This is a genomic window from Sphingomonas sp. BL-S-05 (genome assembly GCF_055521695.1).
This window is the reverse complement of the sequence record NZ_CM145499.1, coordinates 3364463-3389917: the sequence shown is the minus strand read 5'-3', so window position 1 is coordinate 3389917 and position 25455 is coordinate 3364463. Positions and strand designations below refer to the sequence as shown.

The 25455-nt window shown below is 66.7% G+C and carries 27 protein-coding genes; 11 read left to right on the top strand and 16 right to left on the bottom strand.

The window, feature by feature from the left end; translation table 11 throughout:
* Window positions 1-126: 126 nt before the first annotated feature.
* Complete coding sequence (gene dnaN / locus ACZ1JS_RS15795; protein ID WP_242120892.1) at window positions 127-1239, bottom strand: DNA polymerase III subunit beta; 1113 nt, start codon at window positions 1237-1239, stop codon at window positions 127-129.
* A gap of 206 nt (window positions 1240-1445) precedes the next feature.
* A complete protein-coding gene (locus ACZ1JS_RS15790) occupies window positions 1446-2105 on the bottom strand; it encodes an outer membrane protein (RefSeq protein ID WP_465166878.1) in 660 nt (219 codons plus the stop codon).
* 131 nt (window positions 2106-2236) lie between these two features.
* On the opposite strand from ACZ1JS_RS15790, the gene ACZ1JS_RS15785 reads away from it, so the two are divergent.
* Together ACZ1JS_RS15785 and ACZ1JS_RS15780 are read left to right on the top strand one after the other, a co-directional pair.
* The gene (locus ACZ1JS_RS15785; protein ID WP_465166877.1) at window positions 2237-2902 is read left to right on the top strand and encodes a histidine phosphatase family protein; all 666 of its coding nucleotides are present in this window, start codon (window positions 2237-2239) and stop codon (window positions 2900-2902) included.
* Window positions 2899-3342 (top strand): hypothetical protein, encoded by a 444-nt coding sequence (locus ACZ1JS_RS15780; protein WP_465166876.1) that lies wholly within the window; start codon window positions 2899-2901, stop codon window positions 3340-3342. Before ACZ1JS_RS15785 ends, ACZ1JS_RS15780 begins: the two co-directional genes overlap by 4 nt.
* 132 nt (window positions 3343-3474) lie before the next feature.
* Here ACZ1JS_RS15780 and ACZ1JS_RS15775 read toward each other — a convergent pair whose 3' ends face one another.
* On the bottom strand, window positions 3475-4302 hold the full coding sequence (locus ACZ1JS_RS15775) for an IS5 family transposase (RefSeq protein ID WP_465165962.1): 828 nt from the start codon (window positions 4300-4302) through the stop codon (window positions 3475-3477).
* Window positions 4303-4476: 174 nt separating this feature from the next.
* Here ACZ1JS_RS15775 and rlmN point away from each other — a divergent pair, with 174 nt between their 5' ends.
* Complete coding sequence (rlmN, locus tag ACZ1JS_RS15770) at window positions 4477-5655, top strand: dual-specificity RNA methyltransferase RlmN (RefSeq protein WP_465168719.1); 1179 nt, start codon at window positions 4477-4479, stop codon at window positions 5653-5655.
* Window positions 5656-5697: 42 nt separating this feature from the next.
* Here the strand turns inward: rlmN and ACZ1JS_RS15765 are convergent, their stop codons facing one another.
* Window positions 5698-6084, bottom strand: coding sequence for an HdeA/HdeB family chaperone (locus ACZ1JS_RS15765; RefSeq protein ID WP_242120902.1), 387 nt, complete (start codon window positions 6082-6084; stop codon window positions 5698-5700).
* A gap of 190 nt (window positions 6085-6274) precedes the next feature.
* Between ACZ1JS_RS15765 and ACZ1JS_RS15760 the strand changes: the two genes are divergently transcribed.
* Window positions 6275-7033: a sulfite exporter TauE/SafE family protein gene (locus ACZ1JS_RS15760; protein WP_465166875.1), complete on the top strand. Its 759-nt coding sequence runs from the start codon at window positions 6275-6277 to the stop codon at window positions 7031-7033.
* Window positions 7034-7098: 65 nt separating this feature from the next.
* On the opposite strand, the gene ACZ1JS_RS15755 is transcribed toward ACZ1JS_RS15760, so the two are convergent.
* Entirely contained in the window at window positions 7099-7704 is a 606-nt protein-coding gene (locus ACZ1JS_RS15755) for a flavin reductase family protein (RefSeq protein WP_465166874.1), read from the bottom strand.
* Between the two features lie 78 nt (window positions 7705-7782).
* On the opposite strand from ACZ1JS_RS15755, the gene ACZ1JS_RS15750 reads away from it, so the two are divergent.
* Together ACZ1JS_RS15750 and ACZ1JS_RS15745 are read left to right on the top strand one after the other, a co-directional pair.
* Window positions 7783-8472, top strand: a complete 690-nt coding sequence (locus ACZ1JS_RS15750; RefSeq protein ID WP_465166873.1) for a cytochrome b/b6 domain-containing protein — start codon at window positions 7783-7785, stop codon at window positions 8470-8472.
* Complete coding sequence (locus ACZ1JS_RS15745) at window positions 8469-9221, top strand: molybdopterin-dependent oxidoreductase (RefSeq protein WP_465166872.1); 753 nt, start codon at window positions 8469-8471, stop codon at window positions 9219-9221. Before ACZ1JS_RS15750 ends, ACZ1JS_RS15745 begins: the two co-directional genes overlap by 4 nt.
* On the opposite strand, the gene ACZ1JS_RS15740 is transcribed toward ACZ1JS_RS15745, so the two are convergent.
* The 5 genes from ACZ1JS_RS15740 to ACZ1JS_RS15720 form a co-directional block, all read right to left on the bottom strand.
* Window positions 9197-10294 (bottom strand): NAD(P)/FAD-dependent oxidoreductase, encoded by a 1098-nt coding sequence (locus ACZ1JS_RS15740; protein WP_465166871.1) that lies wholly within the window; start codon window positions 10292-10294, stop codon window positions 9197-9199. The genes ACZ1JS_RS15745 and ACZ1JS_RS15740 overlap by 25 nt on opposite strands.
* On the bottom strand, window positions 10273-10959 hold the full coding sequence (locus ACZ1JS_RS15735) for a methyltransferase domain-containing protein (RefSeq protein ID WP_465166870.1): 687 nt from the start codon (window positions 10957-10959) through the stop codon (window positions 10273-10275). Before ACZ1JS_RS15735 ends, ACZ1JS_RS15740 begins: the two co-directional genes overlap by 22 nt.
* Window positions 10956-12035 (bottom strand): type III polyketide synthase, encoded by a 1080-nt coding sequence (locus tag ACZ1JS_RS15730; protein WP_465166869.1) that lies wholly within the window; start codon window positions 12033-12035, stop codon window positions 10956-10958. Before ACZ1JS_RS15730 ends, ACZ1JS_RS15735 begins: the two co-directional genes overlap by 4 nt.
* Before the next feature lie 39 nt (window positions 12036-12074).
* Window positions 12075-12683 (bottom strand): class I SAM-dependent methyltransferase, encoded by a 609-nt coding sequence (locus ACZ1JS_RS15725; RefSeq protein WP_242120916.1) that lies wholly within the window; start codon window positions 12681-12683, stop codon window positions 12075-12077.
* Window positions 12684-12844: 161 nt separating this feature from the next.
* Complete coding sequence (locus ACZ1JS_RS15720) at window positions 12845-15133, bottom strand: CDC48 family AAA ATPase (RefSeq protein ID WP_465166868.1); 2289 nt, start codon at window positions 15131-15133, stop codon at window positions 12845-12847.
* A 279-nt stretch (window positions 15134-15412) separates the two neighbouring features.
* Between ACZ1JS_RS15720 and ACZ1JS_RS15715 the strand changes: the two genes are divergently transcribed.
* Window positions 15413-16300, top strand: coding sequence for a LysR substrate-binding domain-containing protein (locus tag ACZ1JS_RS15715; RefSeq protein ID WP_242121003.1), 888 nt, complete (start codon window positions 15413-15415; stop codon window positions 16298-16300).
* A gap of 63 nt (window positions 16301-16363) precedes the next feature.
* Here the strand turns inward: ACZ1JS_RS15715 and ACZ1JS_RS15710 are convergent, their stop codons facing one another.
* Entirely contained in the window at window positions 16364-16825 is a 462-nt protein-coding gene (locus ACZ1JS_RS15710; RefSeq protein WP_242120920.1) for a peptidylprolyl isomerase, read from the bottom strand.
* A gap of 125 nt (window positions 16826-16950) precedes the next feature.
* On the opposite strand from ACZ1JS_RS15710, the gene mgtE reads away from it, so the two are divergent.
* Both mgtE and ACZ1JS_RS15700 read left to right on the top strand, forming a co-directional pair.
* Window positions 16951-18342 (top strand): magnesium transporter, encoded by a 1392-nt coding sequence (gene mgtE / locus ACZ1JS_RS15705; RefSeq protein ID WP_465166867.1) that lies wholly within the window; start codon window positions 16951-16953, stop codon window positions 18340-18342.
* A 31-nt stretch (window positions 18343-18373) separates the two neighbouring features.
* On the top strand, window positions 18374-18772 hold the full coding sequence (locus ACZ1JS_RS15700) for a DUF1489 family protein (protein ID WP_242120924.1): 399 nt from the start codon (window positions 18374-18376) through the stop codon (window positions 18770-18772).
* Window positions 18773-18946: 174 nt separating this feature from the next.
* Here the strand turns inward: ACZ1JS_RS15700 and msrA are convergent, their stop codons facing one another.
* From msrA to pabB, 5 genes are all read right to left on the bottom strand, one after another.
* Window positions 18947-19603 (bottom strand): peptide-methionine (S)-S-oxide reductase MsrA, encoded by a 657-nt coding sequence (msrA, locus tag ACZ1JS_RS15695; protein ID WP_465166866.1) that lies wholly within the window; start codon window positions 19601-19603, stop codon window positions 18947-18949.
* Window positions 19604-19663: 60 nt separating this feature from the next.
* On the bottom strand, window positions 19664-19810 hold the full coding sequence (locus tag ACZ1JS_RS15690; protein ID WP_465166865.1) for a hypothetical protein: 147 nt from the start codon (window positions 19808-19810) through the stop codon (window positions 19664-19666).
* 150 nt (window positions 19811-19960) lie between these two features.
* Window positions 19961-21142, bottom strand: coding sequence for a GGDEF domain-containing protein (locus ACZ1JS_RS15685; protein ID WP_465166864.1), 1182 nt, complete (start codon window positions 21140-21142; stop codon window positions 19961-19963).
* Window positions 21143-21213: 71 nt separating this feature from the next.
* A complete protein-coding gene (locus tag ACZ1JS_RS15680) occupies window positions 21214-22413 on the bottom strand; it encodes a pyridoxal phosphate-dependent aminotransferase (protein ID WP_465166863.1) in 1200 nt (399 codons plus the stop codon).
* Between the two features lie 38 nt (window positions 22414-22451).
* A complete protein-coding gene (gene pabB, locus ACZ1JS_RS15675) occupies window positions 22452-24212 on the bottom strand; it encodes an aminodeoxychorismate synthase component I (protein ID WP_465166862.1) in 1761 nt (586 codons plus the stop codon).
* An 85-nt stretch (window positions 24213-24297) separates the two neighbouring features.
* Between pabB and ACZ1JS_RS15670 the strand changes: the two genes are divergently transcribed.
* Window positions 24298-24957, top strand: coding sequence for an MBL fold metallo-hydrolase (locus tag ACZ1JS_RS15670; RefSeq protein WP_465166861.1), 660 nt, complete (start codon window positions 24298-24300; stop codon window positions 24955-24957).
* A gap of 307 nt (window positions 24958-25264) precedes the next feature.
* Entirely contained in the window at window positions 25265-25444 is a 180-nt protein-coding gene (gene rpmF / locus ACZ1JS_RS15665) for a 50S ribosomal protein L32 (protein ID WP_110153286.1), read from the top strand.
* Window positions 25445-25455 lie beyond the last annotated feature (11 nt).

The following is a 25455-nucleotide window of genomic DNA, read 5'->3' as shown; positions in this document are numbered from 1 at the left end:
TATCGTCTAGCGATAAATAGCTTGATGGTCGGGGGAGTAAAGCGGAGTCCGCATCTTCGGCCGAACGAACGACGGCCCCACACGCGGGCTGCGTACGGGGCCGTCGGATCGCTCGGACGCGGCGCGTCAGACGCGCATCGGCATCAGCACGTAGAGCGCGGGCGAGGCGTCGTTCTCACGGATCAGCGTCGGGGCGGCGGCGTCCGACAGATGGACCTCGCACAGGTCGCTGTCGATCTGCCCCAGAATGTCGAGCAGATAGCGGCTGTTGAAGCCGATTTCGAACGGGAGCGCGGCATATTCGCCGGGCACTTCCTCCGCCGCCGCGCCGTTTTCGGGGCTGGTGACCGACAGGGTGATCTTGTCGCGGTCGAGCGCCATCTTGACCGCGCGGGTCTTTTCGGTGGCGATGGTCGACACGCGATCGACACCGGCCATGAAGCTCTTCGGATCGAGCTTCAGCAGCTTGTCATTCGCCGTCGGGATGACGCGCGAATAATCGGGGAAGGTGCCGTCGATCAGCTTGCTGGTCAGGATCGCCTGTCCCAGATCGAAGCGGATCTTGCTGCCCGACAGCGACACGCCGACCGATCCGTCGACTTCGTCCAACAGCTTGCGCAGTTCGGCGACGCATTTGCGCGGTACGATGACATCGGGCATCTTTTCCGCGCCCTCGGGCCGGTCGACGGTCATGCGGGCAAGGCGGTGGCCGTCGGTCGCGGCGGCCTTCAGCACCGGCTTGCCGTCATTCTCGGCGACGTGGAGGAAGATGCCGTTCAGATAATAGCGCGTCTCCTCGGTCGAGATCGCGAAACGGGTCTTGTCGATGATCGCCTTCAGCGTGGTCGCCGGCAGTTCGAATTGCGTCGGCAGTTCGCCCTCGGCAATCACCGGGAAATCGTCGCGCGGCAGCGTGGCGAGGCTGAAGCGCGCGCGCCCGGCGACCACGGTCAGCCGCCCTTCGGCCGCCGACAACTGCACCTGTGCACCCTCGGGCAGCTTGCGCGCGATGTCGAACAGCGTGTGCGCCGACACGGTGATCGCGCCCGCCTGATCGATCGCCGCCGCGATCGTCTCGTCGATCTGGAGATCGAGGTCGGTCGCCATCAGGCGCAGCGTCGATTCGCCCGCCTCGATCAGCACGTTCGACAGGATGGGGATGGTATTGCGCCGCTCGACCACGGACTGGACGTGGCTGAGGCCCTTCAACAGGGTCGCGCGTTCGATCGTCGCCTTCATGATGTTCCCCTGCGCGGATGCGCTCGCACTCGGGCCGGCGGATTCGGTGCCGACCCCTTAGAAAACCGAGCAGGGTGTCTAGCGCAAAGAAGGGCCGGAGCAAACTGCTCCGACCCTCCTCGCGCAACTTGGTTACCGAGATGTAAACGCGTCGCTTTGGTCGCTCTCTCGAGCGACTTGCGGTGCCGGCCCGCTCCCGTCAAAGATCAGAAGCGGATGCCGACGCCCGCCACGACCTGATGCCGGTCGGTGTCGATGTCGAATTGCGACGTGGTGCTGCCGTCGCGGAACTGGAAGTCGGCGTTGTTGTAGTTCGAATAGCGATATTCAAGCTTGGCATAGGCGCGCGAGCCGATCGCCTGTTCGACACCGGCACCGAGGCGATAGCCGTTCAGTTCGAAATTCTCGCGGTTGTCGACGGTGCCGTCGCTGGCCAGCACGTTCAGCCGGGCATTGGTGTAGCCGCCCTTCACATACGCCAGCGTGGTCGGCGCGACGAGCAGGCCGGCACGGGCGCCGACATAGAGGTCGCGGCCGGTCGATACGCTGCCGAAGCCGAAGAAGTTCGGATCGGTGCGCGCGGTCTCCACCTTGCCGGTCGATCCGGTATATTCCCCCTCGACACCGATCAGGAAGTTGCTGAGCGCGAAATCGTAGCCGGCATCGACGCCGTAGAGCAGGCCGTTGACGGTCTGGTCGTCGCCGTCGAGGTCGGTATCCTGGGTGCTGCCCGGACGGATGCCGTCATAACCGGCGAGCGCGCCGACACGGAAACCGGTAAAGGCCGGGTTGACGTCCTGCGCCATGGCGGGCGCGGCGGAAAGGACAGTGCCGGCAGCGGCAAGACCGAGGATGAGGGTACGCATAGTCGAAACTCCGTTGTCACCGCCCATATGGGCGCCGAGGTTCAATGGACGCATTCGCCGGGCGTTGCATGAACCTCACCTAAACAGCGAAAACCGTTGCAATCGCGCAACACGGGCTTGAAAGCAGGACCATGACGACCCATCCCCACGCCGCCCGCAAGGGACGCGACTTCATCGCCCGCCATGGCGAGACCGTGTACAATATCGCGCAGCGGATGCAGGGCGATCACCCGCATACCCCGCTGACCCGCAAGGGCTTCGCACAGGCCGATGCGATGGGCGCGGCATTGCGCGATCTGCTGGGCGCGAAGCCGAAGCTGACGCTATGGGCGTCGAGCGCGGGTCGCGCGCTCCAGACGCTGGCGATCATCGCCGAACATCTCGAACTCGACTGGCACGCGGCGCGCCGCGACGACCGGTTGGTCGAGATCGGCATGGGCGAATGGTCGGGGCGTTACTATCACGAACTGGTCGGGGCGGACGCCGACTTCCTCGATGTCGAGGCGCGGCTGTACCGCCGGCCGGCGCCGGGCGGCGAATGGTATGACGCGATCGCGGCGCGGGTCGGTGCCTGGGCGAGCGATACCGATGCCGATCCCGGCGACCGGCTGGTCATCATGCACGGCATGTCCAGCCGGGTGCTGCGCGGCGTGCTGACGGGTGCCGATGTGATGCCGCAGTTCGACGCGCCGGTCGCGCCCGACCTGCCGCAGGGCTCGATCGCGCTGATCGAAGGCGGGCGCGAGACGATCGCGCATCTAGGAAGCGGCGGGCCGTCGATGGCGGCGCCGGCTTGATCGCGCTGCTGCTGGCGGTGGCGGCACCGCAGGCGATCGGTATCCACCAGCGCTGGGGCGCGTTTCGCGACGAGGCGCCCACGCGCTGCTACGCGATCAGTCGCCCGGTGCGGGGGAACACCGGCGCGCCCTTTGCCAGTATCGGCAACTGGCCGGGTGCGGGGACACGGGGGCAGGTCCATGTCCGCCTGAGCCGGGCGCGAAGCGACCGGGCGCAGGTCGTGCTGGCGATCGGCGAGCGACGGTTCGAGCTGAAGGCCGGGCGGATCGACGCATGGAGCCCCGACACCGCCACCGACCGCGCGATCGTCGCGGCGATGCGCGGCGGGCGGTCGATGAGCATCGAGAGCGTCGCCGAGAACGGCGCGCCGTTCGTCGACGTCTATGCGCTGGCGGGGGCGGCGACTGCGATCGATGCGGCGGCTTTGGGGTGTTTATAGGGTATCCGAGGCTCGGACCGTTCGTGCTGAGTAGGGACTGAGCGAAGTCGAAGGCCCGTATCGAAGCACTTGGTCAGCAGTCCTTCGATACGCCGCTTCGACAGGCTCGGCGGCTACTCAGAGTCTGACTCGTTATTGAGATCTGGCGATTTGTCTGGTGAGGGTTTTGACGGAAGCGAGGTTGCACCAGGCTTCCTGCGACTGTTCGGAGGCTTCATAGTCCCTGGCGAGACGCCGGTTTCGACCGAGCCATGCGAACGTCCTCTCGACGACCCATCGTCGCGGTTCCTGGACGAAGTGTCCGACGCGTTGCGAGCGGGTGATGATCTCGATGGTCCATGGCCGCGGATCGGCGACCGCGTCGAGCAGCTTGTTGCCGCGATAGGCGCGGTCGGCATAGGCATGGCGCAGGCCGGGAAACCGGGCGGCCAGCGCCTTGAGCAACGGCACGGCGCCATGGCTGTCCTGCACGTTTGCCGGAGTGATCCGCGCCTCGATCAATCGGCCTGACGTATCGGTCGCGATGTGGCGCTTGCGACCCTTGACCTTCTTGGCAGCATCGAACCCGCGCGGACCGCCGCTCTCGGTGGTACGCGCGCTCTGGCTGTCGATCACCACGGCCGATGGTTCGGGATCGCGCCCCTCGAGCATCCGCGAACGTGCCACCAGCAACGCATTGATCCGGGGCCACCAGCCCTGATCGCGCCAGCGGTAGAAATGATACTGTACGGTCGTGAACGGCGGAAAATCACGCGGCAGACCACGCCACGGACATCCCGACCATAGCAGATACAGCAACGCGTTCACGATCCGCCGCAGCGGCGTCCGCCGCCGTCGGCCACGAACCGACGGCGGCGGCAGAAGCGGACCCAATACCCGCCACTCCGCCGCACTCAAGTCGCTTGCATACCGACCCTCGGCCCGGCGATACCGCTCCCGGGTGGCCTCATTCCAAACCATCGTCGATCCTTTCGTAGCTTCGCAACCACGATCGAATCATACATGGCGAGGTCATCCAACCTTTTCCCGGTCAGCCTCTCAGGACGAACGTTGTGTGAGTGAACGGATGTCCGAGTGGAAATCCCACCTGAAATCGGCTATATCCTGCCGATGCTGACAGTCTCGTCGCCCCCCATGCCGATTCCCGGCCATGTCGATCCCGTGCCCGTTCCGCGGCCATTGGCGCCGCGTCCCGATGGCCGCACCGATCTGGTCGGGCTGTCCAAGCCCGAAATCCGTGCCGCGCTCGAAGCCGCCGGGTTCGACGCCAGACAGGCGAAGCTGCGCGCCAAGCAGATCTGGCACTGGATCTATAATCGCGGCGCGACCGAATTTTCGGCGATGACCGACATCGCCAAGGCGCAGCATCCGACGCTCGACCGGCACTTCGTCATCGGCCGCCCCGATGTGAAGGAGGCGCAGGTCTCGACCGACGGCACGCGCAAATGGCTGCTGACCTCGCCCGACGGGCAGGATTACGAGATGGTGTTCATTCCCGACGCCGATCGGGGAACGCTGTGCGTGTCGAGCCAGGTCGGTTGCACGCTCAACTGCACCTTCTGCCACACCGGCACGATGCGGCTGGTGCGCAACCTGACGCCGGGCGAGATCGTTGGGCAGGTGATGCTGGCGCGCGATGCGCTGGGCGAATGGCCGAGCCAGCCCGAAGGGCGGATGCTGACCAACATCGTGATGATGGGCATGGGCGAGCCGCTCTATAATTTCGATGCGGTGCGCGATGCGCTGAGCGTCGTGATGGACGGCGATGGCCTTGCGCTGAGCAAGCGGCGGATCACGCTCAGCACGTCGGGCGTGGTGCCGATGATGGCGCGCGCGGGCGAGGAGATCGGCGTGAACCTCGCCGTGTCGCTGCATGCGGTGACCAAGCACGTGCGCGACGAGATCGTGCCGCTCAACCGCAAATACGGTATCGAGGAATTGTTGCAGGCCTGCGCCGACTATCCCGGCGCCAACAATGCCCGCCGCATCACGTTCGAATATGTGATGCTGAAGGACAAGAATGACAGCGACGACGATGCGCGCGAACTGGTGCGGCTGCTGCGCAAGTACCAATTGCCGGCGAAGGTCAATCTGATCCCCTTCAATCCGTGGCCGGGCGCGCCGTACGAATGTTCGACGCCCGACCGCATCCGCGCGTTCAGCGACATCGTGTTCGAAGGCGGCATTTCGGCCCCCGTGCGCCGGACGCGCGGGCAGGATATTGGCGCGGCGTGCGGACAGCTGAAGACCGCGGCCGAAAAGAAGAGCCGCGCGGAACGCGACCGCGAGGCGGCGGAAGCGGCGGCGATCTGAACGATGCGGCCCGGCGGCGATGTGCCGCCGGGCCGCATATCGTCAACCGCGGTGCTTCAGCGCGGCGTCGACCGACGCGGCGAAATGATCGCCGGGCCGCGCCTTGCAGCTTGCCACCACCATCGGCCGGATCGTTTCGACACCCGCGACGGTGACGGTCGGATGCGGCTTGCCCTTCGGACCGTAATTGGCAGCATAGCGGATCGCTTCCGGCTTGAACGATTCGTCGAGCATGTTGAAGTCGCGACAGCTGACGGTTTCGAGGTTCCTGCCGCTCTTGATGACGGCGACGGTCCGTTCGGTGCCGGCACGGCCGGGAAGCTGCGCCGCTTCGGTTACCCATGGCTTCTTCGCCGGCTGGGTAGCGAGGGCAGCCCCGCCGCTCAGAACGCCAAGGGTGCCGACGATCGCAAAAACCAGTTTCTTCATGATGTCATCTCCTCTTTGCCAGAGGCCGATGAATCGCGCGAGCCGATGGGTTGTTTCGCCTCCGATCCGAATATGACGGACGTTTAATCGCACGACGCGCCGTCCCTCCGTACGGAATGAAATGGCGGTAATGTGCGTCGGATCGGGTGGCCCCTCGACAGTCCCGGGCCGATAGTATCTAGCCCGCCCGATGCTCGATATCTCCTCCCTGTTGCTCGCGGCCGGTGCCGGTGTGGTCGGCGGCGCGATGAACGCGCTGGCCGGTGGCGGCACGTTCGCGACGATGCCGGCGCTGATCGCGCTGGGGCTGCCCGGATCGATCGCCAATGCGACGTCGAACGTGGCGTTGCAGCCGGGTGCGATCGCCAGCGCCTGGGCCTATCGCAAAGGACTGGGGCCGCTCGGCGGGCTGCCGATCCGGTTGCTGGCCGCCATTACCTTCGTCTCGGGACTGGTCGGCAGCCTGTTGCTGGTATGGACGCCCAGCGACCTGTTCGACGTCATCGTGCCGTGGCTGCTGCTGGTCGCCTTCCTCGCCATCGCGCTCGGCAAGCGGGCGGCGGTGTGGCTGCACGACCGGGTGACGATCGGGCCGGCGACGCTGGTCGTGGCGCAGGTGCTGCTCGGCGTCTATGGCGGCTATTTCGGCGGTGGCGTGGGCATGATGGTCACCGCGACCTATGGCCTGCTGGCCGGCACCGATCCCAAATCGATGGCGGCACCGCGCACGTTGATGCTGGCCACCGCCAACAGCGCGGCGGCGATCGTATTCATCGTCGGGGGCATGGTCGCATGGGCGGCATGCATCCCCATGCTGCTGGGCGGGATATTCGGCGGCTGGCTGGGGGCCAAGCTCGGTGTCAGGCTGACATCGGGACAGGTGCGGGCGTGGACGTTGCTGGTGACGTTCAGCGTGACGGTGGCGTTTTTCGTCCGCGCGTACGCATAGCGCTCGCCCGCGGGACGCCCACTCCACCATGCTGCGCATGGTCCCCCTCCCCGTCCCGGGGAGGATTATTTTGGCCGGCGCAGGTCGAAGCGTTCGCCCGGTTCGAAATAATCCCCCGCCCCGCCGCCGCGCAGGATCGGATGCGCGCGTTCGGTGCGGTAGATGCCGTCCTCCAGCAAGGCGGGGTCGATATGGACCTGCACCACTTCGCCGAGCACCAGCCACGTATCGATTTCGCCGCCGGCATGATCGGTCAGGCGGACGATCTGGGTCGATCGGCATTCGAACTGGACCGGCGATCCAGCAACGCGCGGCGGAGCGACGGTCGTCGACGCAAGCGTGTCGAGCCCGGCGAGCACGAACTCGTCGGCTTCGGTCGTCGCCGACGTCGCGTTCATCGCCTCGGCCTGCGCCCGGGTCGCGAGGTTCCAGACGAACTCGCCGGTCGCACGGATATTGGCGAGGGTATCCTTGGCCCCGGTCGAGGCGAAACCGATGATCGGCGGGCCGTAGTTGAAGGCGTTGAAGAAACTGTAGGGCGCGAGATTGCGTTTCCCTTCCGCCGACACGCTGGCGATCCAGCCGATCGGGCGCGGCGCGATGATCGCGTTGAACGGGTCGTGCGGCAGGCGATGGCCCTCGGCCGGCGCATAGGAGTGAAATTCGGTCATGCCCGCCCCCAACGCACGATCCGCACCGTCGACGCAACCATGCTTCGCAATCGTCCCGATTCGGCCTAAACCAAAAGCATGACGCGTTCGATTCATCGCCACCGACTGGCCACGCGCCTGTGGCACTGGGTCAATGCGGTCGCGGTCGTCATCCTGATCGGCAGCGGGCTGATGATCCTGAACGCGCATCCCCGGCTCTATTGGGGGCGCTATGGCGCGAATTTCGACCATGCCTGGCTGACCTTCGACCGGTTTCCAGGATGGGTGACGATCCCGCAAAATTACAATCTGGCGCTGGCGCGCAACTGGCATCTCAGCTTTGCGCTGGTGCTGGGCTTCGGGCTGCTGGCCTATATGGTCGCCAGCCTGCTCAATCGGCATTTCCAGCGCGATCTGCGCATCCGGCGGCGCGAATTGTCATGGGCGCATCTGATCGCCGATATCCGCGCGCATCTGGCGTTCCGCTTCCATGATCCGGAGGCGCCGGGCGACTACAACGTGCTCCAGAAACTCAGTTATGTGCTGGTGATCTTCGGGCTGCTGCCGCTGGTGATCCTGACCGGGATTGCGATGTCCCCGGGGCTGAACGCGGCATTTCCTTGGGTGCTGGAGGTGCTCGGCGGACGGCAGTCGGCGCGGTCGATCCACTTCCTCGCCGCCAGCGGCATCACCCTGTTCGTCATCGTCCATCTGGTGCTCGTGATCCTGGCGGGCGCGGTGAACGAAGTGCGCTCGATGATCACCGGGCGTTGGCGGGTGCCCGAATGAGCCGGCTGCTCTCTCGCCGGTCGGCGCTGGTCGTCGGCGCCGGCGGACTGGTCGCGGCGTGCGACCGGGTGTCGCAACTGCCGGCGGCGCAACAGCTATTGGGCGGGGCGGAGGTCGCGCATCGTGGGTTGCAGCGGGCAATTACCGCGCGGGATGCGCTGGCGGTCGAATATCGGCCGGAACAGCGCTCGCCGATCTTTCGCGCCAACGGCACCAACAATCCCAACACGCCGGACTATAACGCGCACGCGGCGAACCGCTTCGCCGACTGGCGGGTGCGCGTCGACGGGCTGGTCGCGCGACCGCTGTCGCTGCGGCTCGACCAGATCCGGTCGATGCCGTCGCGTCAGCAGATCACGCGGCATGATTGCGTCGAGGGATGGAGCGCGATCGGGAAGTGGACCGGGCCGCGGCTGTCGCGTATCCTCGACCTCGCGGGGCTGCGGCCCGATGCCCGCTATCTGGTGTTCCACTGCGCCGATGCGATCGGCGGGCGGCCTTATTATGAATCGATCGACCTGATCGATGCCTTTCATCCGCAGACGATATTGGCGTGGGCACTCAACGACCGGCTGCTCGGCGTGCCGAACGGTGCGCCGCTGCGGCTGCGGGTCGAGCGGCAACTGGGCTACAAACACGCCAAATATGTCGAGCGGATCGAGGCGGTGGCGTCGTTGAACCCCATTGCCGGCGGCAAGGGTGGCTTTTGGGAGGATGTCGCCGGTTACGACTGGTATGCCGGCATCTGATCGACACGGGTCCAGGCGGCCGCCTTGCCGACCAGCCATGGTACCCGCCCCCCTGCCAGCAACAGCGCGCTGCCCCGCCGGTCCTCTGCCAGCGTCCGAAGCAGCCCCGCCAGCATGATCGGGCGGCGGAGCGCACGCGCCAGATCGCGCTGATAGCCTACCGCCCCCGCAGCGCCCCGACGCTGCCACGCCGCGACCGCGCGGATCGCGCTGGCGATGGCGATGCCCATGCCTTCGCCGGCGAGCGACGTGATCACCCCCGCCTGATCGCCCAGCCGATACACCCCCGCCCCGGTCGTGCGCGCACGCCAGCCATAGGGCACGTTGGCGACCGCATCGATCGTCGGAGTTTCGGCGAGATATGCCAGCCGTTCGCCAAGCGCTGGGCATTCGGTCGCCAATAGTCGCAACAGACCCGGCAGATCGCCCGCCGCGCGCAGCCGCGACCGGCGCAGCGCCATGCACAGATTGGCGCTGCCATCTTCCTGCAGCACCAGCCCGCCATAGCCACCGGCAAAGGCGTGGAGTTCGATCGCATCGCCGACCAGCCGGGTCAGCGCCGGATGCGCGGCCAGCCGGACCCGTACCCCCATCGCCGGATCGGCACCCGGATCGGCATCGCGCATCGCCCCGCGCAGGTCATGCTTGCCGGTGGCGAGGAACAGCGTCTCCCCGACAATATCCGCCCCGTCGCCGGTATGGAGCGTGCGCCCGTCGGCCGACCGGACGGCCACGCCGCGTTCGACCCTGGCCCCCGCGGCCTGCGCCGCTGCCAGCAATTGGGCATCGAGCCGCCGCCGCGACAGGCCGATGGCGGGCGCGGGCAGCGGTGAGTCGGATCGCCCGCCCCCGGCAAACAACACCACCCGGCGTACGACATGGCCCTCCACCTCGACCCCGATCTGCCGGAGCGATGCCAGCGTCCGCCACGACAGGAATCCGCCGCACAGCGCATCAGGCGTACCGCGCGACCGCTCCAGCAGCACCGGCCCGGCCCCGCCGCGCGCCAGCAGCAGCGCCGCGACCGCCCCGGCCGGACCGCCGCCCGCGATCAGCGCCGACGTTCGACGCATAGCCGGAACGGAAAGCGCCGATCGACCCGAGCATCCGTTATCCCCGCTTCGGCAAGGATCGGCGGCCATTCGTCGGGGCGATAGGAACGCGCGATCGACAGCGTGCCATCGGCCCGGACGATCGGATGCCAGCGCATCAGCGTGGCGAGCAGCGGATAGCCGCGATGCGCGAAGCGATGGCGATGCAGGTCGTTGACGAACCAGCCGCGTGCCGCCTCCGCCTCCATGAAACGCAGAAACGCGACCAACTGGTCGGCAGTCATGTGATGCGCGACGAGGCTGGAGACGATCACGTCCCAGCCCTGCCCCGCCAGATCGGCATAATCGCCGGTGCGATAGGTGATCGGCAGGTCCGATGGCGTATCGGCACGGGCGATGGCTTCGCTGCGCGGGTTTAGGTCGATGCCGACCAGTTCCGCCGCCACGCCCTTTGCCGCCGCCCAACGCGCGATCCGGCGCAGCATGTCGCCATCGCCATAGCCGACATCGAGCAGCTTCAACCGATCACCCCGCGCGACGATCCCCGACAGAAAGGCGAGCGTCGGTCGCGCCGCCATCGTCATCCGGTTGACCCGCGCCAGATCGCGCAGCACCGCCGCATAGATTGCCGGATCGAGCGCGGGATCGTCCATCGCCTCCTCGGCATGAACCCGCGCGAAGCTCATGCCGCGCTCCGGAAGCCGAACCCCTCGGCGGCAAGGCCGGGGCCGAAGGCGAGCGCGATGCCATTGGCGACCGGTGGCCCGGCGAGCAGTTCGGCAAGGACGAACATCAGCGTCGCCGACGACATGTTGCCGTTCGCCGCCAGCACCCCGCGCGATGCGTTGAGCGCGTCCTGCGACAGCGACAGGCTGCGTTCGACCGCGTCGAGGATAGATCGCCCGCCGGCATGGACCGCCCAGCCATCGACCTCGGCCAGCGATCGTCCGCCGGTCGCCGCCGCCGCGAAACCCGGATCGGTCAGCGCGGTGGCGATGCGCCCCGGCACTTCGCCCGACAGGTGCATCGCGAAACCGGCGTCGGTAATGTCCCAGCGGATCAGATCGGCCGAATCGGGCAACGCCGCGGCGAACGGCGTCTCGATCGCGATGCCGGCCGGGTTGGTCGTGACCAGTGCCGCCGCCGCACCATCGCCGAATTGCAGCATCGCCAGCAATGGTTCGAGGGTGATCGCCGGTTGCAGGTGCAGCGTCGACAGTTCGACCGTGACGACCAGCACCCGCGCATCGGGTTCGGAGCGGACGATGTGGCGCGCACTGCGCAATGCGGCGACGGCGGCGTAACAGCCCATGAACCCGATCAGCAGCCGCTCGGTCGTGGACGGCAGGCCGAGCCGCGCGGCGATGATCTGATCGATCCCCGGCGCGACGAAGCCGGTGCAGCTTGCGACGACGATATGGGTAACGTTCCCCAGCGGATGCTGCGCAGCAAGCCGCTCGATCGCCGACAGCGCCAGGGTCGGCGCGGCATCGGCATAGACGGTCATGCGCGCGGCGGTGCCGGGCATCGCATCGGCATAGAAGCCGCCCGGCGCGACCGGCGATCCACCATCGGCGCCCTGTGGCAGCACCGACCAACGCCGGGCGATCCCGGCGCGCTCGACCATCCGGTCGAACAGCCGCGCCTCCCGCAACGGCAATCGCGCGCGCGCCCAATCGATAAAGGCATGATGGATATCGTGGGCAGGCGTGGCGGTGGCGACCGCGTTGAGCCAGGCGACGGGCGCGACGGGAGGGGTCATTGCGGCTTCAACGCACCGGGGCCGCAAATGGCTACGAAATCAGTCCTTCCACGCCCACCAAAGCTGGGCCGGCGGCACGTTCCACCATTCCATGTCGTGATCGATCCGCGCGAATTGCCGGTCGAGGAAATCGCGGACCCGCGGGTTGAACTGATAGACGAGGAACGCCCCGCCCGGCCGCAACACCGCCTGCGTCGCGGCGGCGATATCGTCCCCAACACCGGCGGGGAGCGTCGAAAAAGGCAGGCCCGACAGCACGTAATCCGCGTGTGGCTGACCATGATCGGCAACGATCCGTTCGACATCGGCCGCCGATCCATGGACCGCCGAAAAGCGCGAATCGAGGATCGTGGCGTTCAGATAGTCGATGAAATCGGGGTTGGTATCGATGACGATCAACTGCGCATCGGGGGCGAGGCGTTCGAGGATCGGGCGGCAGAAGGTGCCGACGCCCGGACCATATTCGACCACCACCTTGGCAGTGGCCCAGTCGATCGGGGCCAGCATCTTGCGGATCAGCCGGTTCGATGACGGGATGACCGATCCGACCATGACCGGATGCTTCACGAACCCACGGAGGAAAATGCCGGCCGGCGATGGTACGCCGCGCGGCTTCCGTCGGGTCGCGGCGTTGGAAGTCGTCGTCATGGAAATCCTCGAACGGATGGCCGGGCGGCCATGGTCATCGCGTCGTCGCAAAAGCGAAACGAACTTGCAAGCATATCGGTTTCGCTTCGGCGTTTCGGTCCGCCGCACGTCGTTCCATTTCGATGCCGCTCCGCCACCGGCGGGGCGGCATCGCCAACGTGCTATCCCTTCGGTCCGCGTCCCTCGACCATGCCCGGTGCGATGAAGCCAAGCGGCTGAATGGACAGGGCATCCTGCTTCAACCGCGACGACATGGCGCGATATTCCTCCTCCATCTCGGGCGTGACCGACGCACGCGATTCCCCGAGCGCCGCCTCGAAATGCGCCATCGTCACCGCGCGCGTGTCGAGCGAATCGCGCAGCGCGAACAGGCCGGCACGGCGCACCACATCCTCCAGATCGGCACCGGTGAAGCGTTCGGTCCGCCCGGCAATGACGTCGAGATCGACGTCGTCGGCCAGCGGCATCTTCTGCGTCTGGATGCCGAGAATGCGTGCGCGCCCCGCCCGGTCGGGCACGCCGACATAGATCAGCTCGTCGAAACGGCCGGGCCGCAACAGCGCCGGGTCGACCATGTTCGGCCGGTTGGTCGCCCCGATCACGACGACCGACTGCAATTCCTCCAGCCCGTCCATCTCCGCCAGGATCGTGTTCACGACCCGCTCGGTCACCTGCGGCTCACCAAGGCCACCGCCGCGCGCGGGGACCAGCGAATCAAGTTCGTCGATGAAGATGACCGTCGGTGCCACCTGCCGGGCGCGCGCGAACAGGCGGGTGATCTGCTGCTCGCTCTCGCCATACCATTTGGACAGCAGGTCGCTCGATTTGGTGGCGATGAAATTCGCCTCCGCCTCGCGCGCGACCGCCTTGGCCAGCAGCGTCTTGCCGGTGCCGGGCGGTCCGTAGAGCAGGAACCCCTTGGCCGGGCGGATGCCGAGGCGACGGAAGGAATCGGGCGATTTGAGCGGCAGCTCGACCCCTTCCTTCAACTTCATCTGCGCATCGTCGAGGCCGCCGACATCGTTCCAGCGGACGGTTGGTGCCTGCACCATCACCTCGCGCATCGCGCTCGGCTGCACCCGCTTGAGCGCCTCGACGAAATCGTCGCGGGTCACCGACAGGCTGTCGAGCACGTCCTGCGGGATCGTGCCTGCCGACAGGTCGATGCGCGGCATGATCCGCCGCACCGAATCGATCGCCGCCTCGCGGGTCAGCGCCGCCAGGTCGGCACCGACGAAACCATAGGTCGTGCGCGACAATTCGCTCAGATCCACATGCTCGTCGAGCGGCATGCCGCGGGTGTGGATGCCGAGAATCTCGCGCCGCCCGCGCTCGTCGGGCACGCCGACCACGATCTCGCGGTCGAACCGGCCGGGACGGCGCAACGCCTCGTCGATCGCCTCGGGCCGGTTGGTCGCGGCGATGACGACGATGTTGGCGCGCGATTCGAGCCCGTCCATCAGCGTCAGCAACTGTGCGACCAGCCGCTTCTCGGCCTCGCCCGATACCTGTCCGCGCTTCGGCGCGATCGAATCGATCTCGTCGATGAACACGATCGACGGCGATGCCTTGGTCGCTTCCTCGAACACCTCGCGCAGCCGCTTCTCGGATTCGCCATAGGCCGATCCCATGATCTCGGGACCGTTGATGAGGAAAAATTCGGCGTCGGATTCATTGGCGACCGCGCGGGCGAGCCGCGTCTTGCCGGTGCCGGGCGGCCCGTGCAGCAACACGCCCTTGGGCGGATCGACGCCGAGCCGCTGGAACAATTCGGGATAGCGAAGCGGCAGTTCGACCATCTCGCGCAGCTGGTCGATCGTCTGCCCCATGCCGCCAATATCGTCATAGGTGACGTCGGCACGGCGCGTCTCGCGCGGCTCCTCATATTCCGAGCGCAATTCGATCTCGGTCGATTCGTCGATATGGACGACGCCCTTGGGCGTCGCTGAGACGACCGCGAGGCGGATCTCCTGCAGCGAAAAAGCGGGCGCATTCACATAGCGGCGGACATTGGGCGACAGATTGTCGACGCGCTGATGGCCGGTGGTGGCGACGATATCGCCCTGGCACACGGGCCGCCCGAAAAAAGTGCGCTTGAGCGCATTCGACGATCCCTGCAGCCGCAGATTCTGCTGCGCGGGCGCAAAGACGACGCGCGTGGCCGGGCGCGATTCGGCCTTGCGGACCTCGACCTGATCACCCGATCCGACCCCGGCATTGGCACGCTGCAACCCGTCGATGCGGACGATGTCGAGACCCTCGTCCTCGGGGTAAGGGGCGATGGCGCGTGCGGGCGTCGTCTTTTTGCCGACGATCTCGACCACATCGCCCTCGTTGATGCCGAGCAGCGCCATGACCGAGCGCGGGAGATGGGCGATGCCGCGCCCGCTATCCTCGGGCCGTGCATTCGCCACCTGCAACCGCCGTCCGCCTGTTTCGCTGTCCGCCATGCGCTATCCCGTCCTGCTGGAACGATTTGAACAGCGGAGATAGGCGGCAGGTTGCCCGCAACAAGGCGAAAAAAAAGGCCGGTCGCAAAGGACCGGCCGGAAAGTTTTTAGGAGAGGATGCCTGAAAGGCCTGCCCTATGTGCAGCGCGGGATAGTTTGCTGCAAGTGCGAACGACGCAATCGATATTGCAAAAACTGCAATGGTTAATTGCGGCGGTGGTTGCAACGGAGACGATCGCAGTGCAGCTTGTGCCGCACCGCAACCAGATAGGGACCCGGATGCGCCGCCTGCCGCCACTCACCGCCATCGAAGCGTTCGTCCACGTCGCGCGGCTGGGATCGGTCAAGCTCGCCGCCGACGAACTGGCGCTGTCCTCCCCGGCGCTCAGTCGCCGGGTGCAGGCGCTCGAACGCTTCATCGGCAAGCCGCTGTTCGAACGCCGGCATCAGGCACTGCGCCTGAACGACGATGGCGAACGGCTGCTGGCGCTGCTGTCGGGGGCGCTCGACACGCTGTCCGACGCGGTCGAGCAGATGTCGGGCGCGGTCGAGGTGCTGCGGCTGCGCCTCGGCGTATTGCCGCTATTCGCGATTCAGCGGTTGATGCCGCGCATGGGCGACCTGCACGAAAAGCATCCCGAACTGCATCTCGATTTCGATACCGCGCATCACGGGTTGGGGCGGCTGGGCGAAGGGATCGACGTCGCGATCGTGCTCGACCATGCGATCGATCCCGCGCTCTATGCCCGGCGGCTCGACCGCAATCGCGTCTATGCCATCGCCGGACGCGCGCTGATCGACCGGTCGCCGATCACCGATCCGGCGCAGCTGGCACAGCATACCGCGCTGATCCACCGCGACATGCCCGATACCTTTGCCGACTGGATGCATGCGGCAGGCCTGCCCGATCTGGAACCGGCGGCGATCGACCGATTCGATTCGGGAACGCTGATGCTGGAGGCGGCGGCACAGGGGCTGGGCGTCGCCTTCATGCTCGAATCGCATTTCGAAACGGCACGCGACGAGCGGCTGGTGCCGCTGTTCGATCGCGCGGTCGATTCGACCTATAGCCACTGGTTCGTGTGCCGCCCGCGCATGTTGCAGCAACGGCCGGTAAAGCTGTTTCACGACTGGCTGGTGCAGGCACTGAACGCACCGGCGGAGTAGGGGACCACCCCGTCCGCGCCGTCATTCCGGCGAAGGCCGGAATGACGGACGACGGCAAACCGCTTACGCCTCGCTGCGCGCGGTCACGATCTTGCCCGGATTGCGCGGCGGTTCGCCCTTGGGCAGCGCGTCGACGGCGTCCATGCCGCTCTCGACCACGCCCCACACCGTGTACTGACGATCGAGGAAGGTCGCGTCGTCGAGGCAGATGAAGAACTGGCTGTTGGCCGAGTTCGGGTCCATCGTCCGCGCCATCGAGCACACGCCACGGACGTGCGGCTCGGCGTTGAACTCCTGCTTGAGGTTCGGTTCCTTCGACCCGCCGGTGCCGTCGCCGCGACCGCCGTCACCGCCCTGCGCCATGAAGCCGTCGATCACGCGGTGGAACGGCACGCCGTCGTAAAAGCCCGAATCGGCGAGCTTGACGATGCGTTCGACATGGTTCGGCGCCAGATCGGGGCGCAGCTTGATGCGCACTTCGCCGGTGTCGAGCGTCATCACGAGCGTGCTGGGGGTATCGGCCATTAAAAGCTCCTTGAAAGTCGGGGCCTAGCTAGGGTGCCGGAACCGCACTGGCAACCGCACAGGCTTTGCACGGCGGTGCAGCATGGCTACAGCGTTGCGACGCACGCGGCAGGAGGGTTGCGACCATGACCGAACTCGACCTTCCCGACGCGACCAGCGAACTGGACGAAGACGACCGGCTGAAGCCCGAATTCGTCCGCGCCGTCTGCGAGGCGGTCGATCGCGGCGACGACGAGGCCGCGCGCGAGCTGGTCGAACCGCTCCACCCCGCCGATCTCGCCGACCTGTTCGAACTGGTGCCGGGCGAACAGCGCGCCGCGCTGGCGGCGGCGATCGCCGAGCGGCTGAACGGCGACGTCCTCGCCGAGATGAACGACTGGGTGCGCGAGGCGGTGATCGAGGCGCTGACCGCGACCCAGGTCGCCGATCTCGCCGCGCAGCTCGACACCGACGACGCAGTCGCGATCATCGAGGATCTCGACGATGCCGAGCAGCGCGCGGTGCTGCGCGCGCTAGACCCCGACGATCGCGCCGCGATCGAAGAGGCGCTGTCCTATCCCGAGGAGTCCGCCGGCCGCCTGATGCAGCGCGAGCTGGTCGCGGTGCCCGAACACTGGACCGTCGGCGACGCGCTCGACTATCTGCGCGCAGACGAGGCGCTGACCACCGATTTCTGGGAAATCTTCGTCGTCGATCCGGCGCACCGGCCGGTCGGCACCTGCCAATTGTCGTGGATTCTCCGCACGCCGCGATCGGTCGCGATCGGCGACGTCATGGCGCGCGAACAGACGCTGATCCCGGTCGACATGGACCAGGAAGAGGTGGCGCTGCGCTTCCAGAAATATGCGCTGATCTCCGCCGCGGTCGTCGATGGCAGCGGGCGGCTGGTCGGGATGATCACCGTCGACGACGTGGTCCACATCATCCAGGCGGAAGCGGGCGAGGACGCGCTGCTGCTGTCGGGTGCCGGTGAAGGCGACATCAACGAACCGATTCGCGACTCGTACAAGGCGCGGGTGCGGTGGCTCATCACCAATCTCATCACCGCGCTGCTGCCTGCGACGATCATCGGCGCGTTCGGGGCGACGATCGACCGGATGGTGACGCTGGCCGCGCTGATGCCGATCGTCGCCGGGCTTGGCGGCAATGCGGGGACACAGACCATGGCGGTCACCGTCCGCGCGCTCGCCACCAATCAGTTGACCCAATCGAACACGTTGCGCGCGATCCGGCGCGAAATGGTGATCGCGCTGATGAACGGGGCGACCGTCGCCGCGCTGATCGGTACCGGCGTGACGCTGTGGTTCGGCAACCCGCAACTGGGCGCGGTCATCGGCAGCGCGATGTTGCTCAACGTCGTCATCGCCGGCTTTGCCGGCGTGTTCGTGCCGCTGACGCTCGACCGGTTCAATGCCGACCCGGCGGTCGCCTCCTCGATCTTCGTGACGATGACGACCGATTCGATGGGGTTTCTGGTGTTTCTCGGCCTTGCGACCGTCAGCGGACTGACGGGTTGAGGCGGGTAGGGACGCTTCCCATCTGGGGCGCGTGCCGCTGCATCTGACCAAAGTCGCCTTCGCCATCGAATCGGTCGAACAACTCGCCGACCGGCTTGCCGTCCGCCATGCCGAGGGCGGGGCGCTGACCACCCGCTATTTGCCGAAACGCGCCGCCGAGATCGCCGGCGGATCGCTGTTCTGGATCCTCAAGCATCGTCTCGTCGCGCGCTCGCCGATCCTCGGGTTCGGCGAAGCGGAGGGCGGCCGCGTCGCGATCCATCTGGGGCCGAAGCTGGTGCTGGTCGAGGCCCGACCGAAGCGCGCGCATCAGGGCTGGCGCTATCTGGAGGAAGCCGACGCCCCGGCCGATCTGGGTGGCGAAGGGACGGGGGCCGATGAACTGCCGCCGCGTCTCATCGGCGAGTTGATGGCGCTGGGGTTGCTGTAAGAAGAAGCTTTTCTCGCGAAGGCGCGGAGACGTGGAGGAGGTTGCGGCTTCCCGCCGTTTCGCGTCAGCGGAACTATCAACGTCATCAGGACAGACGGATCGCTACGCGATCGGGCAGCAACAAGCACACTCCCGTCGCGTCTCCGCGCCTTCGCGTGAAAACGACCTTCTCTACTACCCCACCAACCGCGGATAGGCAGCCTTCGCCGCAGCGACCTTCGGCTTGTCCCACCGCACGATATAGGGATGCGACGGGTTCCGCCGCGCAAAGTCCTGATGATAGGCCTCCGCCGGATAGAAGGCCCCCGTCTCGACCTTCGTCGCGATCGGTTTTGGAAACGCCTTTGCCTGCGTCAGTTGCGCAATATAGCGCCGCGCGACCGCAGCCTGTGCCGGGGTCTGTGGAAAGATCGCCGAGCGATAGCTGGGGCCGCGATCGGGATATTGGCCGTCGACCTGCGTCGGATCATGCGCGACCGAGAAATAGAGCCGCAGCAACGTGCCATAGCTGACGATGCGCGGGTCATAGGTGATGCGGATCGCCTCGGCATGACCGGTGCGTTCGGTCGATACCCGGTCGTAGGTCGCGTCGCCCTTCGCACCGCCGGCATAGCCGCTGACCACCGACTTCACGCCCTTCACCCGTTCGAACACCGCCTCCATGCCCCAGAAACAGCCGCCCGCCAGTACGGCGGTGGCAAGGCCGGGGGTCGGCGGCACGTCGGCGGCGATGGCGGGGACCGGCACCGCGCGTTCGGCGGTGGCGGGCGGGATCGCAAGCGCGGCGGCGATACCGACCGCGGCGATCGACAGGGGCAGCAGGGACTTCATGATCGGTTCCTCGCAGGACGAACCGACAGGAGATGGGGCGTGGACGACCGCCCCGCCAGATCAGCCGATGCGTTCGACGACGGCGGGTGCGGAACGGACCGACTTCGCATCGCTGGGATCGGCGACCTGCACCGCGACCAGCGCGACCGCGCCCAGTGCGAAGCCGCTGATGAAATGGCGAAGGAAACCGGTGCGCTTGTTCGTCATCTGCCTCATCCTCTTGCCGGACCGCGCACCCCGATGGTGCGCAGCAGCGGATCGATTGCCATTGCGGCGCAAGACCCGATCGTTCGACGGCAAGATATAGTGGGTGGCGGTGAACCGATGCTGGCGCGTCCGTTCATCTCCTGCACAGCCTCAACCATGTTGCGCGTGCGAAATCAAGGTACTGGATGGGTAGCTTTCGGCAACGCTACGTTGCGGGAACGATGTGCGTTCGTGGCGGCGCTGTTTCACGACATACATGTCCGCGTCGGCGGCGGCGATCAGCGTGGCGCTGTCGGTCAGGTCGCCCACCGCGCAGCCGACGCTGATCGACACCGGCAGGTCGGCGGGGGCGATCGCCTGCATCGCGCTGCCATAGCGTGCGCCGATGGCGGCGGCGGTGGCGTCGGCATCGGCCATGTCCGCGCCCGGCAGGATGCAGACGAACTCGTCGCCACCCCAGCGAAAGATGCGGCCGTCCTGCGGCAGCGCGGCCTTGGCGGCCCGGACGAGTGCGACGAGCGCGGCGTCGCCGGTGGCATGGCCGCAGCGATCGTTGAGGATTTTGAAATGGTCGACATCGATGACGAGCGCCGCCCCGCCTCCGCGCCACCGCGCGGCACGTCGCTCGAACCCCGATCGGTTCAGCGCGTCGGTCAGCGGATCGCGTTCGAGCAGCGCGGTCAGCAACTGGTGCCCCCGCTCAGCCTCCATCGTCAGCAGCGCGATGCCGCGAAAGATGATGAACGAGATCGGCAGTGCCGTCAGCCATGCCACGATCCCGGTCTGCGGACTGGCGATGCTGACGCCGACATCGCCTTGCAGTGACGACCATGCCCGGACGAGGAACAGCGGCACGGTCGGCGCGAACAGCGCGACGACGATCCAGGCGGTATGCAGCGATTCGCGCCGGGCAAGCCGGATCGCGATCAGGACGATCGCCGCGTCGAACATCGCCCGCACCACGCTGAGATAGGCAATCCGCAGCCCCAGTTCCTCCGGCGAAACGGAGAAATAGAGCGGGATGCCGGCAACGAACGCGCCGGCCAGCAACAGCCGGTTGCGGCTGTCGGGATAGGCGAAGGTGCGCAGGCCGATGAAGATCGCCGCATAGGCCATGATCGCCAGCGGATTGCCGAACCGGGCGATGAACTCGCCGCCGCCCAGTTCGCGGATGAGCGCACCGCCGGCGGTGATGCCCAGCAGAATGTGGCCGAACCCCCACCATGCCGCGCAACGGTCGAATCGCCCCGTCGCCCACGGCACGACATGGATCAGGCCGGCAACGATCGATGCCAGCGACACCATGACATACAGGGTTGAGAGGTCGAGCAAACGGTCCTCGTCTATCGGAACTTATGTCCCGATAGACGAGCAAGCGCTAAAAGTCCGTTTATTGATGCAGGTTACTTCAGCAAATCGGAGGCGGTACGAATACGCGCGCAAGCCTCGCGCAGCAATTCGTCCGACGTCGCATAGCTGATGCGCATCGCCGGCGACAGGCCGAACGCCGCGCCCTGCACTGCCGCGACCTTCGCATCCTCCAGCAGATAGCCGACGAAATCCTCGTCGGTCTCGATCCGGCGGCCGCCCGGCGTCGTCCTGCCGATCAGCCCCGACAGCTCGGGATAGACGTAGAAGGCGCCCTCGGGCGTCGGACAGGTCACGCCGTCGATCGCGTTCAGTTCGGCGACCACCATGTCGCGACGACGCTGGAAGGCCGCGTTACGCTCGGCGAGGAACGACTGGTCGCCGTTCAGCGCGGCGACGGCGGCGGCCTGCGCGATCGAACAGGGGTTGCTGGTCGATTGCGACTGCAGCTTGGCCATCGCCTTGATCAGCCATGCCGCACCGCCGGCATAGCCGATGCGCCAGCCGGTCATCGCATAGGCCTTCGAACAGCCGTTCACGGTCAGCGTGCGATCGTACAGCGTCGGGTTCACCTCGGCGATCGTCGCGAATTCGAAGCCGGGATAGACGATGTGTTCGTACATATCGTCGGCGAAGATCCACACATGCGGGTGCCGTTCCAGCACCTTGCCCAGCTCGCGCAGTTCGGCGCGGGTATAGCCCGCCCCCGTCGGGTTGGACGGCGAATTCAGGATCACCCACTTGGTGCGCTCGGTGATCGCCGCGTCGAGCTGTTCGGGGGTGATCTTGTAATTCTGTGCCGCGCCCGCCGCGATGAATACCGGCGTCCCGCCCGCGAACTGCACGACATCGGGATAGCTGACCCAATAGGGCGCGGGCACGATCACCTCGTCGCCGGCATCGACCGTCGCGACCAGCGCGTTGAACAGCGTGTGCTTGCCGCCGACATTCACGCTGATCTGGTTCGCGGCATAGGTCAGGCCGTTGTCGCGCTTGAACTTCGCGGCGATCGCGTCCTTCAGTTCGGCGGTGCCGTCGACGTTCGTGTACTTGGTCTTGCCGGCGCGGATCGCCTCGATCGCGGCGTCCTTGACGAAATCGGGCGTGTCGAAATCGGGTTCGCCCGCGCCCAGCCCGATCACGTCGACGCCCTGCCGCTTCAGTTCGAGCACCTTCGACGTGATGGCGAGGGTCGGCGACGGATTAATGCGGTCGAGCGCGGCGGAGGGCTTCATGGGACGTCCGATGCTGAGAAGGAACAGGTGCCGCGCCCTTAGCCGCCCCGTTCCCCGTCCGCAACCAGCCGCGCATGAATCAATCCGCGAACCGCATTGCCAATGAAAAATCCTTGCGCGAGATCGGCCGGCATCAGTGGCATCTCGACGGCTTCGCCGCGTGCGATCAGGTCGGCGCGCAGCACGCCGGGCAGCAATCCCCGATCGATCGGCGGGGTCAGCAACTGCCCCCCCTCCTCCCGCCGGACGAAGACCGAGGTGAAGCTGCCCTCGGTCACCTCGCCATTCGGGCGGGTGAAGATCGTTTCGAAACAGCCCGGCGGCGGCGCCGGCCAGAAGCGCCGGTCGCTGGTCTTGTAGGCGAGGCGAAGGTCGGCGGAGGGCAATGGCAGGGGCGCGATCGCGACTGCCACCGGCCCGGCGGGCGGCGACGGCAATGGCGTGACATCGACGGCGATCGCCCCCGATCGCGACAGCAGCAGCCGGATGCGCGACGGATTGCGCAGGCGAAAGGTCGCCGCCTGCAATTCGTTGCGGGTCGCATGCCGGTCGAACGCGAAACCCAGCCGCCGCGCGCTCTCGGTCAGCCGTGCGACATGGCGTTCGAGCAGCGCGATGCCGTTCAGCGGATCGAACGCCATCGTTTCGACCAGATCGAAGCGCGCCGGCGGCAGGTCGAGGAAGCGCGCCTTGGCCAGACATTCGCACCATTCGTCGGCGGCGGACGAATCGGCGACGATTCCCGATCCCAGCCCCAGCGTCGCACGGGTCGCGCCGGCGGGCAGGTGCAGCGTCCGGATCGCCACGTTGAACGATGCATCGCCCGCGCCGTCGATCCACCCGATCGCCCCGGTATAGATGCCGCGCGCGCGATCCTCGATCGCGTCGATCGCCTCCATCGCCCGCTTCTTGGGCGCGCCGGTGATCGATCCGCACGGGAACAGCGCCGCCAGCGCATCGACCGCGGTCTTGCCCGGGGACAGTTCGGCCGTCACCGACGACACCAGCTGGTGGATGCTGGGATAGGTTTCGACGACGAATCGCTCTGGCACGCGCACGCTGCCCGCCACGCCGACGCGCGACAGGTCGTTGCGCATCAGGTCGACGATCATCAGATTTTCGGCGCGCTGTTTGGGATCGGCGGCCAGGTCGCGGGCAGCGGCGGCGTCGCGCGCCCGATCGGGATCGCGCGCCGCCGTACCCTTCATCGGCCGCGCGGTGATTCGCCGCCCCTCGACCGCAAAGAACAGTTCGGGCGAAAAGGACAGGATCCATTCCTCGCCGGTCCACACCACCGCGCCATGCCCCGCCGCCGCGCGCGGCCGGATCGCGGCATAGATGGCGAGCGGATGGCCCGCGACCGGCACCGTCGCCCCGAAGGTCAGATTCGCCTGATAGAGATCGCCTGCCGCGATCAGGTCGAGGACGGTGTTGCATTCGGTCGCATATCGCTCGGCGTCGATCGCCGGATCGACCTCACCGATCCATGCCCCCGCCGGGTCGGGCAGCGCGGTGGCGACGTCGATCGAATCAGCCGAATCGAACACCCCGAACCACAGCAACGGCGCGGCAGCGCTGCGGTGGTGCAGCCCCGGGACCAGCGCCGCGCCGGCTTCATAATGGAGATAGCCCGCGACCGTCGCACCTTCGCCGATCGCGCGCGACACGTCCGCCAACGCCGCCGGCACTTCTGCCACGCGATCGGCGCGGATGATGCGGATCGGTGCCTGATACAGCGTTGCCGAACCGCCCGGCCGGGCATCGTCGAACAGCACGAAAGGCCGGGTCGTATCGAACATCGCCAACGCTTGCCGCTTGCCGCGGCGCGGGGCAAGCACCGAACCGCGCTTTGTCGTTACGGCTTTCGCGGGTAAAGGCAGCGACATGACTCCATCCCCGATCCGTGCGGCGATCATCCCGGTGACTCCGCTCCAGCAGAATTGCACGTTGTTGTGGTGTACGAAGACGATGCGCGGCGCCTTTGTCGATCCCGGCGGCGACCTGCCGCGCCTGATCGCCGCGGCCGAACAGCATGGCGTCTGGATCGAAAAAATCCTCCTGACCCATGGCCATATCGACCATTGCGGCGAGGCGAAGCCGCTGGCCGAGCAGCTGGGCGTGCCGATCGAGGGACCGCATGAGGCCGACCGGTTCTGGATCGCGCGGCTGGACGAGGACGGCAAGCGCTGGGGCCTGCGCGGCGTGCCGTTCGAACCCGATCGCTGGCTGGTCGAGGGCGATACGGTGACGGTCGGCGAGGCGCACTTCGCGGTGTACGAGACCCCCGGCCATACTCCGGGCCATGTCATCTTTCACCATGAAGTCGCGAAATTCGCGCTGGTCGGCGACGTGCTGTTCCAGGGATCGATCGGCCGTACCGACTTTCCGCTGTCGGATACGCAGGCGCTGATCGATTCGGTCGTGACCAAGCTGTGGCCGCTGGGCGACGATGTCGCATTCGTGCCGGGCCATGGTCCGGGCAGTACCTTCGGCCATGAACGCGCGACCAATCCGTTCGTCGGGGATGCGGCGCTGGCAGTCTGAGCGCGCCTGTGGCCACGAACGTCACCCCAGCGAAGGCTGGGGTCTTTCGCGGCTGCTGTTCCGTGCTATCAACGGGAGACCCCGGCCTTCGCTGGGGTGACGGCGTTGGAAGCGAAATTGCGGCATCCAACCCCAACCCGAAGCTTGCAACGCCGCGCGAAAACGCTATAGGCGCGGTTCGCTTCGCGACCAGCCTGTCTGCCGGTCCGGCGGGTCGCCGGTCGCGAAAAGCGGTCGGGCACTTGCCTGGGCCGCGTCGTCAGTTGGTGGCGAAACCAAGTGATACCCAAGTTATAAAGGTGCCGAAATGGCAGTTCCCAAGAGAAAGACCACGCCCTCCAAGCGCGGTATGCGTCGCAGCCACGATTCGCTGAGCGTCGAGTCGTTCCAGGAATGCCCGAACTGCGGCGAACTGAAGCGTCCGCACAATCTGTGCAACGCCTGCGGCCATTATAACGGTCGCGAAGTCGTCTCGGTCGAAGCGTAACCGCCAGACCG

What these genes read in the sequence shown, in the direction of transcription:
- dnaN (WP_242120892.1), bottom strand. Translation starts at nt 1,239, where the DNA reads ATGAAGGCGACGATCGAACGCGCGACCCTGTTGAAGGGCCTCAGCCAC.
- mgtE (WP_465166867.1), top strand. Translation starts at nt 16,951, where the DNA reads ATGACCGAACTCGACCTTCCCGACGCGACCAGCGAACTGGACGAAGAC.
- ACZ1JS_RS15765 (WP_242120902.1), bottom strand. Translation starts at nt 6,084, where the DNA reads ATGAAGAAACTGGTTTTTGCGATCGTCGGCACCCTTGGCGTTCTGAGC.
- ACZ1JS_RS15755 (WP_465166874.1), bottom strand. Translation starts at nt 7,704, where the DNA reads ATGACCGAATTTCACTCCTATGCGCCGGCCGAGGGCCATCGCCTGCCG.
- ACZ1JS_RS15735 (WP_465166870.1), bottom strand. Translation starts at nt 10,959, where the DNA reads ATGAGCTTCGCGCGGGTTCATGCCGAGGAGGCGATGGACGATCCCGCG.
- ACZ1JS_RS15740 (WP_465166871.1), bottom strand. Translation starts at nt 10,294, where the DNA reads ATGCGTCGAACGTCGGCGCTGATCGCGGGCGGCGGTCCGGCCGGGGCG.
- rpmF (WP_110153286.1), top strand. Translation starts at nt 25,265, where the DNA reads ATGGCAGTTCCCAAGAGAAAGACCACGCCCTCCAAGCGCGGTATGCGT.
- ACZ1JS_RS15710 (WP_242120920.1), bottom strand. Translation starts at nt 16,825, where the DNA reads ATGGCCGATACCCCCAGCACGCTCGTGATGACGCTCGACACCGGCGAA.
- ACZ1JS_RS15760 (WP_465166875.1), top strand. Translation starts at nt 6,275, where the DNA reads ATGCTCGATATCTCCTCCCTGTTGCTCGCGGCCGGTGCCGGTGTGGTC.
- rlmN (WP_465168719.1), top strand. Translation starts at nt 4,477, where the DNA reads ATGCCGATTCCCGGCCATGTCGATCCCGTGCCCGTTCCGCGGCCATTG.
- ACZ1JS_RS15680 (WP_465166863.1), bottom strand. Translation starts at nt 22,413, where the DNA reads ATGAAGCCCTCCGCCGCGCTCGACCGCATTAATCCGTCGCCGACCCTC.
- pabB (WP_465166862.1), bottom strand. Translation starts at nt 24,212, where the DNA reads ATGTTCGATACGACCCGGCCTTTCGTGCTGTTCGACGATGCCCGGCCG.
- ACZ1JS_RS15730 (WP_465166869.1), bottom strand. Translation starts at nt 12,035, where the DNA reads ATGACCCCTCCCGTCGCGCCCGTCGCCTGGCTCAACGCGGTCGCCACC.
- ACZ1JS_RS15750 (WP_465166873.1), top strand. Translation starts at nt 7,783, where the DNA reads ATGACGCGTTCGATTCATCGCCACCGACTGGCCACGCGCCTGTGGCAC.
- ACZ1JS_RS15670 (WP_465166861.1), top strand. Translation starts at nt 24,298, where the DNA reads ATGACTCCATCCCCGATCCGTGCGGCGATCATCCCGGTGACTCCGCTC.
- ACZ1JS_RS15720 (WP_465166868.1), bottom strand. Translation starts at nt 15,133, where the DNA reads ATGGCGGACAGCGAAACAGGCGGACGGCGGTTGCAGGTGGCGAATGCA.
- ACZ1JS_RS15745 (WP_465166872.1), top strand. Translation starts at nt 8,469, where the DNA reads ATGAGCCGGCTGCTCTCTCGCCGGTCGGCGCTGGTCGTCGGCGCCGGC.
- ACZ1JS_RS15725 (WP_242120916.1), bottom strand. Translation starts at nt 12,683, where the DNA reads ATGACGACGACTTCCAACGCCGCGACCCGACGGAAGCCGCGCGGCGTA.
- ACZ1JS_RS15690 (WP_465166865.1), bottom strand. Translation starts at nt 19,810, where the DNA reads ATGACGAACAAGCGCACCGGTTTCCTTCGCCATTTCATCAGCGGCTTC.
- ACZ1JS_RS15775 (WP_465165962.1), bottom strand. Translation starts at nt 4,302, where the DNA reads ATGGTTTGGAATGAGGCCACCCGGGAGCGGTATCGCCGGGCCGAGGGT.
- ACZ1JS_RS15785 (WP_465166877.1), top strand. Translation starts at nt 2,237, where the DNA reads ATGACGACCCATCCCCACGCCGCCCGCAAGGGACGCGACTTCATCGCC.
- ACZ1JS_RS15790 (WP_465166878.1), bottom strand. Translation starts at nt 2,105, where the DNA reads ATGCGTACCCTCATCCTCGGTCTTGCCGCTGCCGGCACTGTCCTTTCC.
- msrA (WP_465166866.1), bottom strand. Translation starts at nt 19,603, where the DNA reads ATGAAGTCCCTGCTGCCCCTGTCGATCGCCGCGGTCGGTATCGCCGCC.
- ACZ1JS_RS15715 (WP_242121003.1), top strand. Translation starts at nt 15,413, where the DNA reads ATGCGCCGCCTGCCGCCACTCACCGCCATCGAAGCGTTCGTCCACGTC.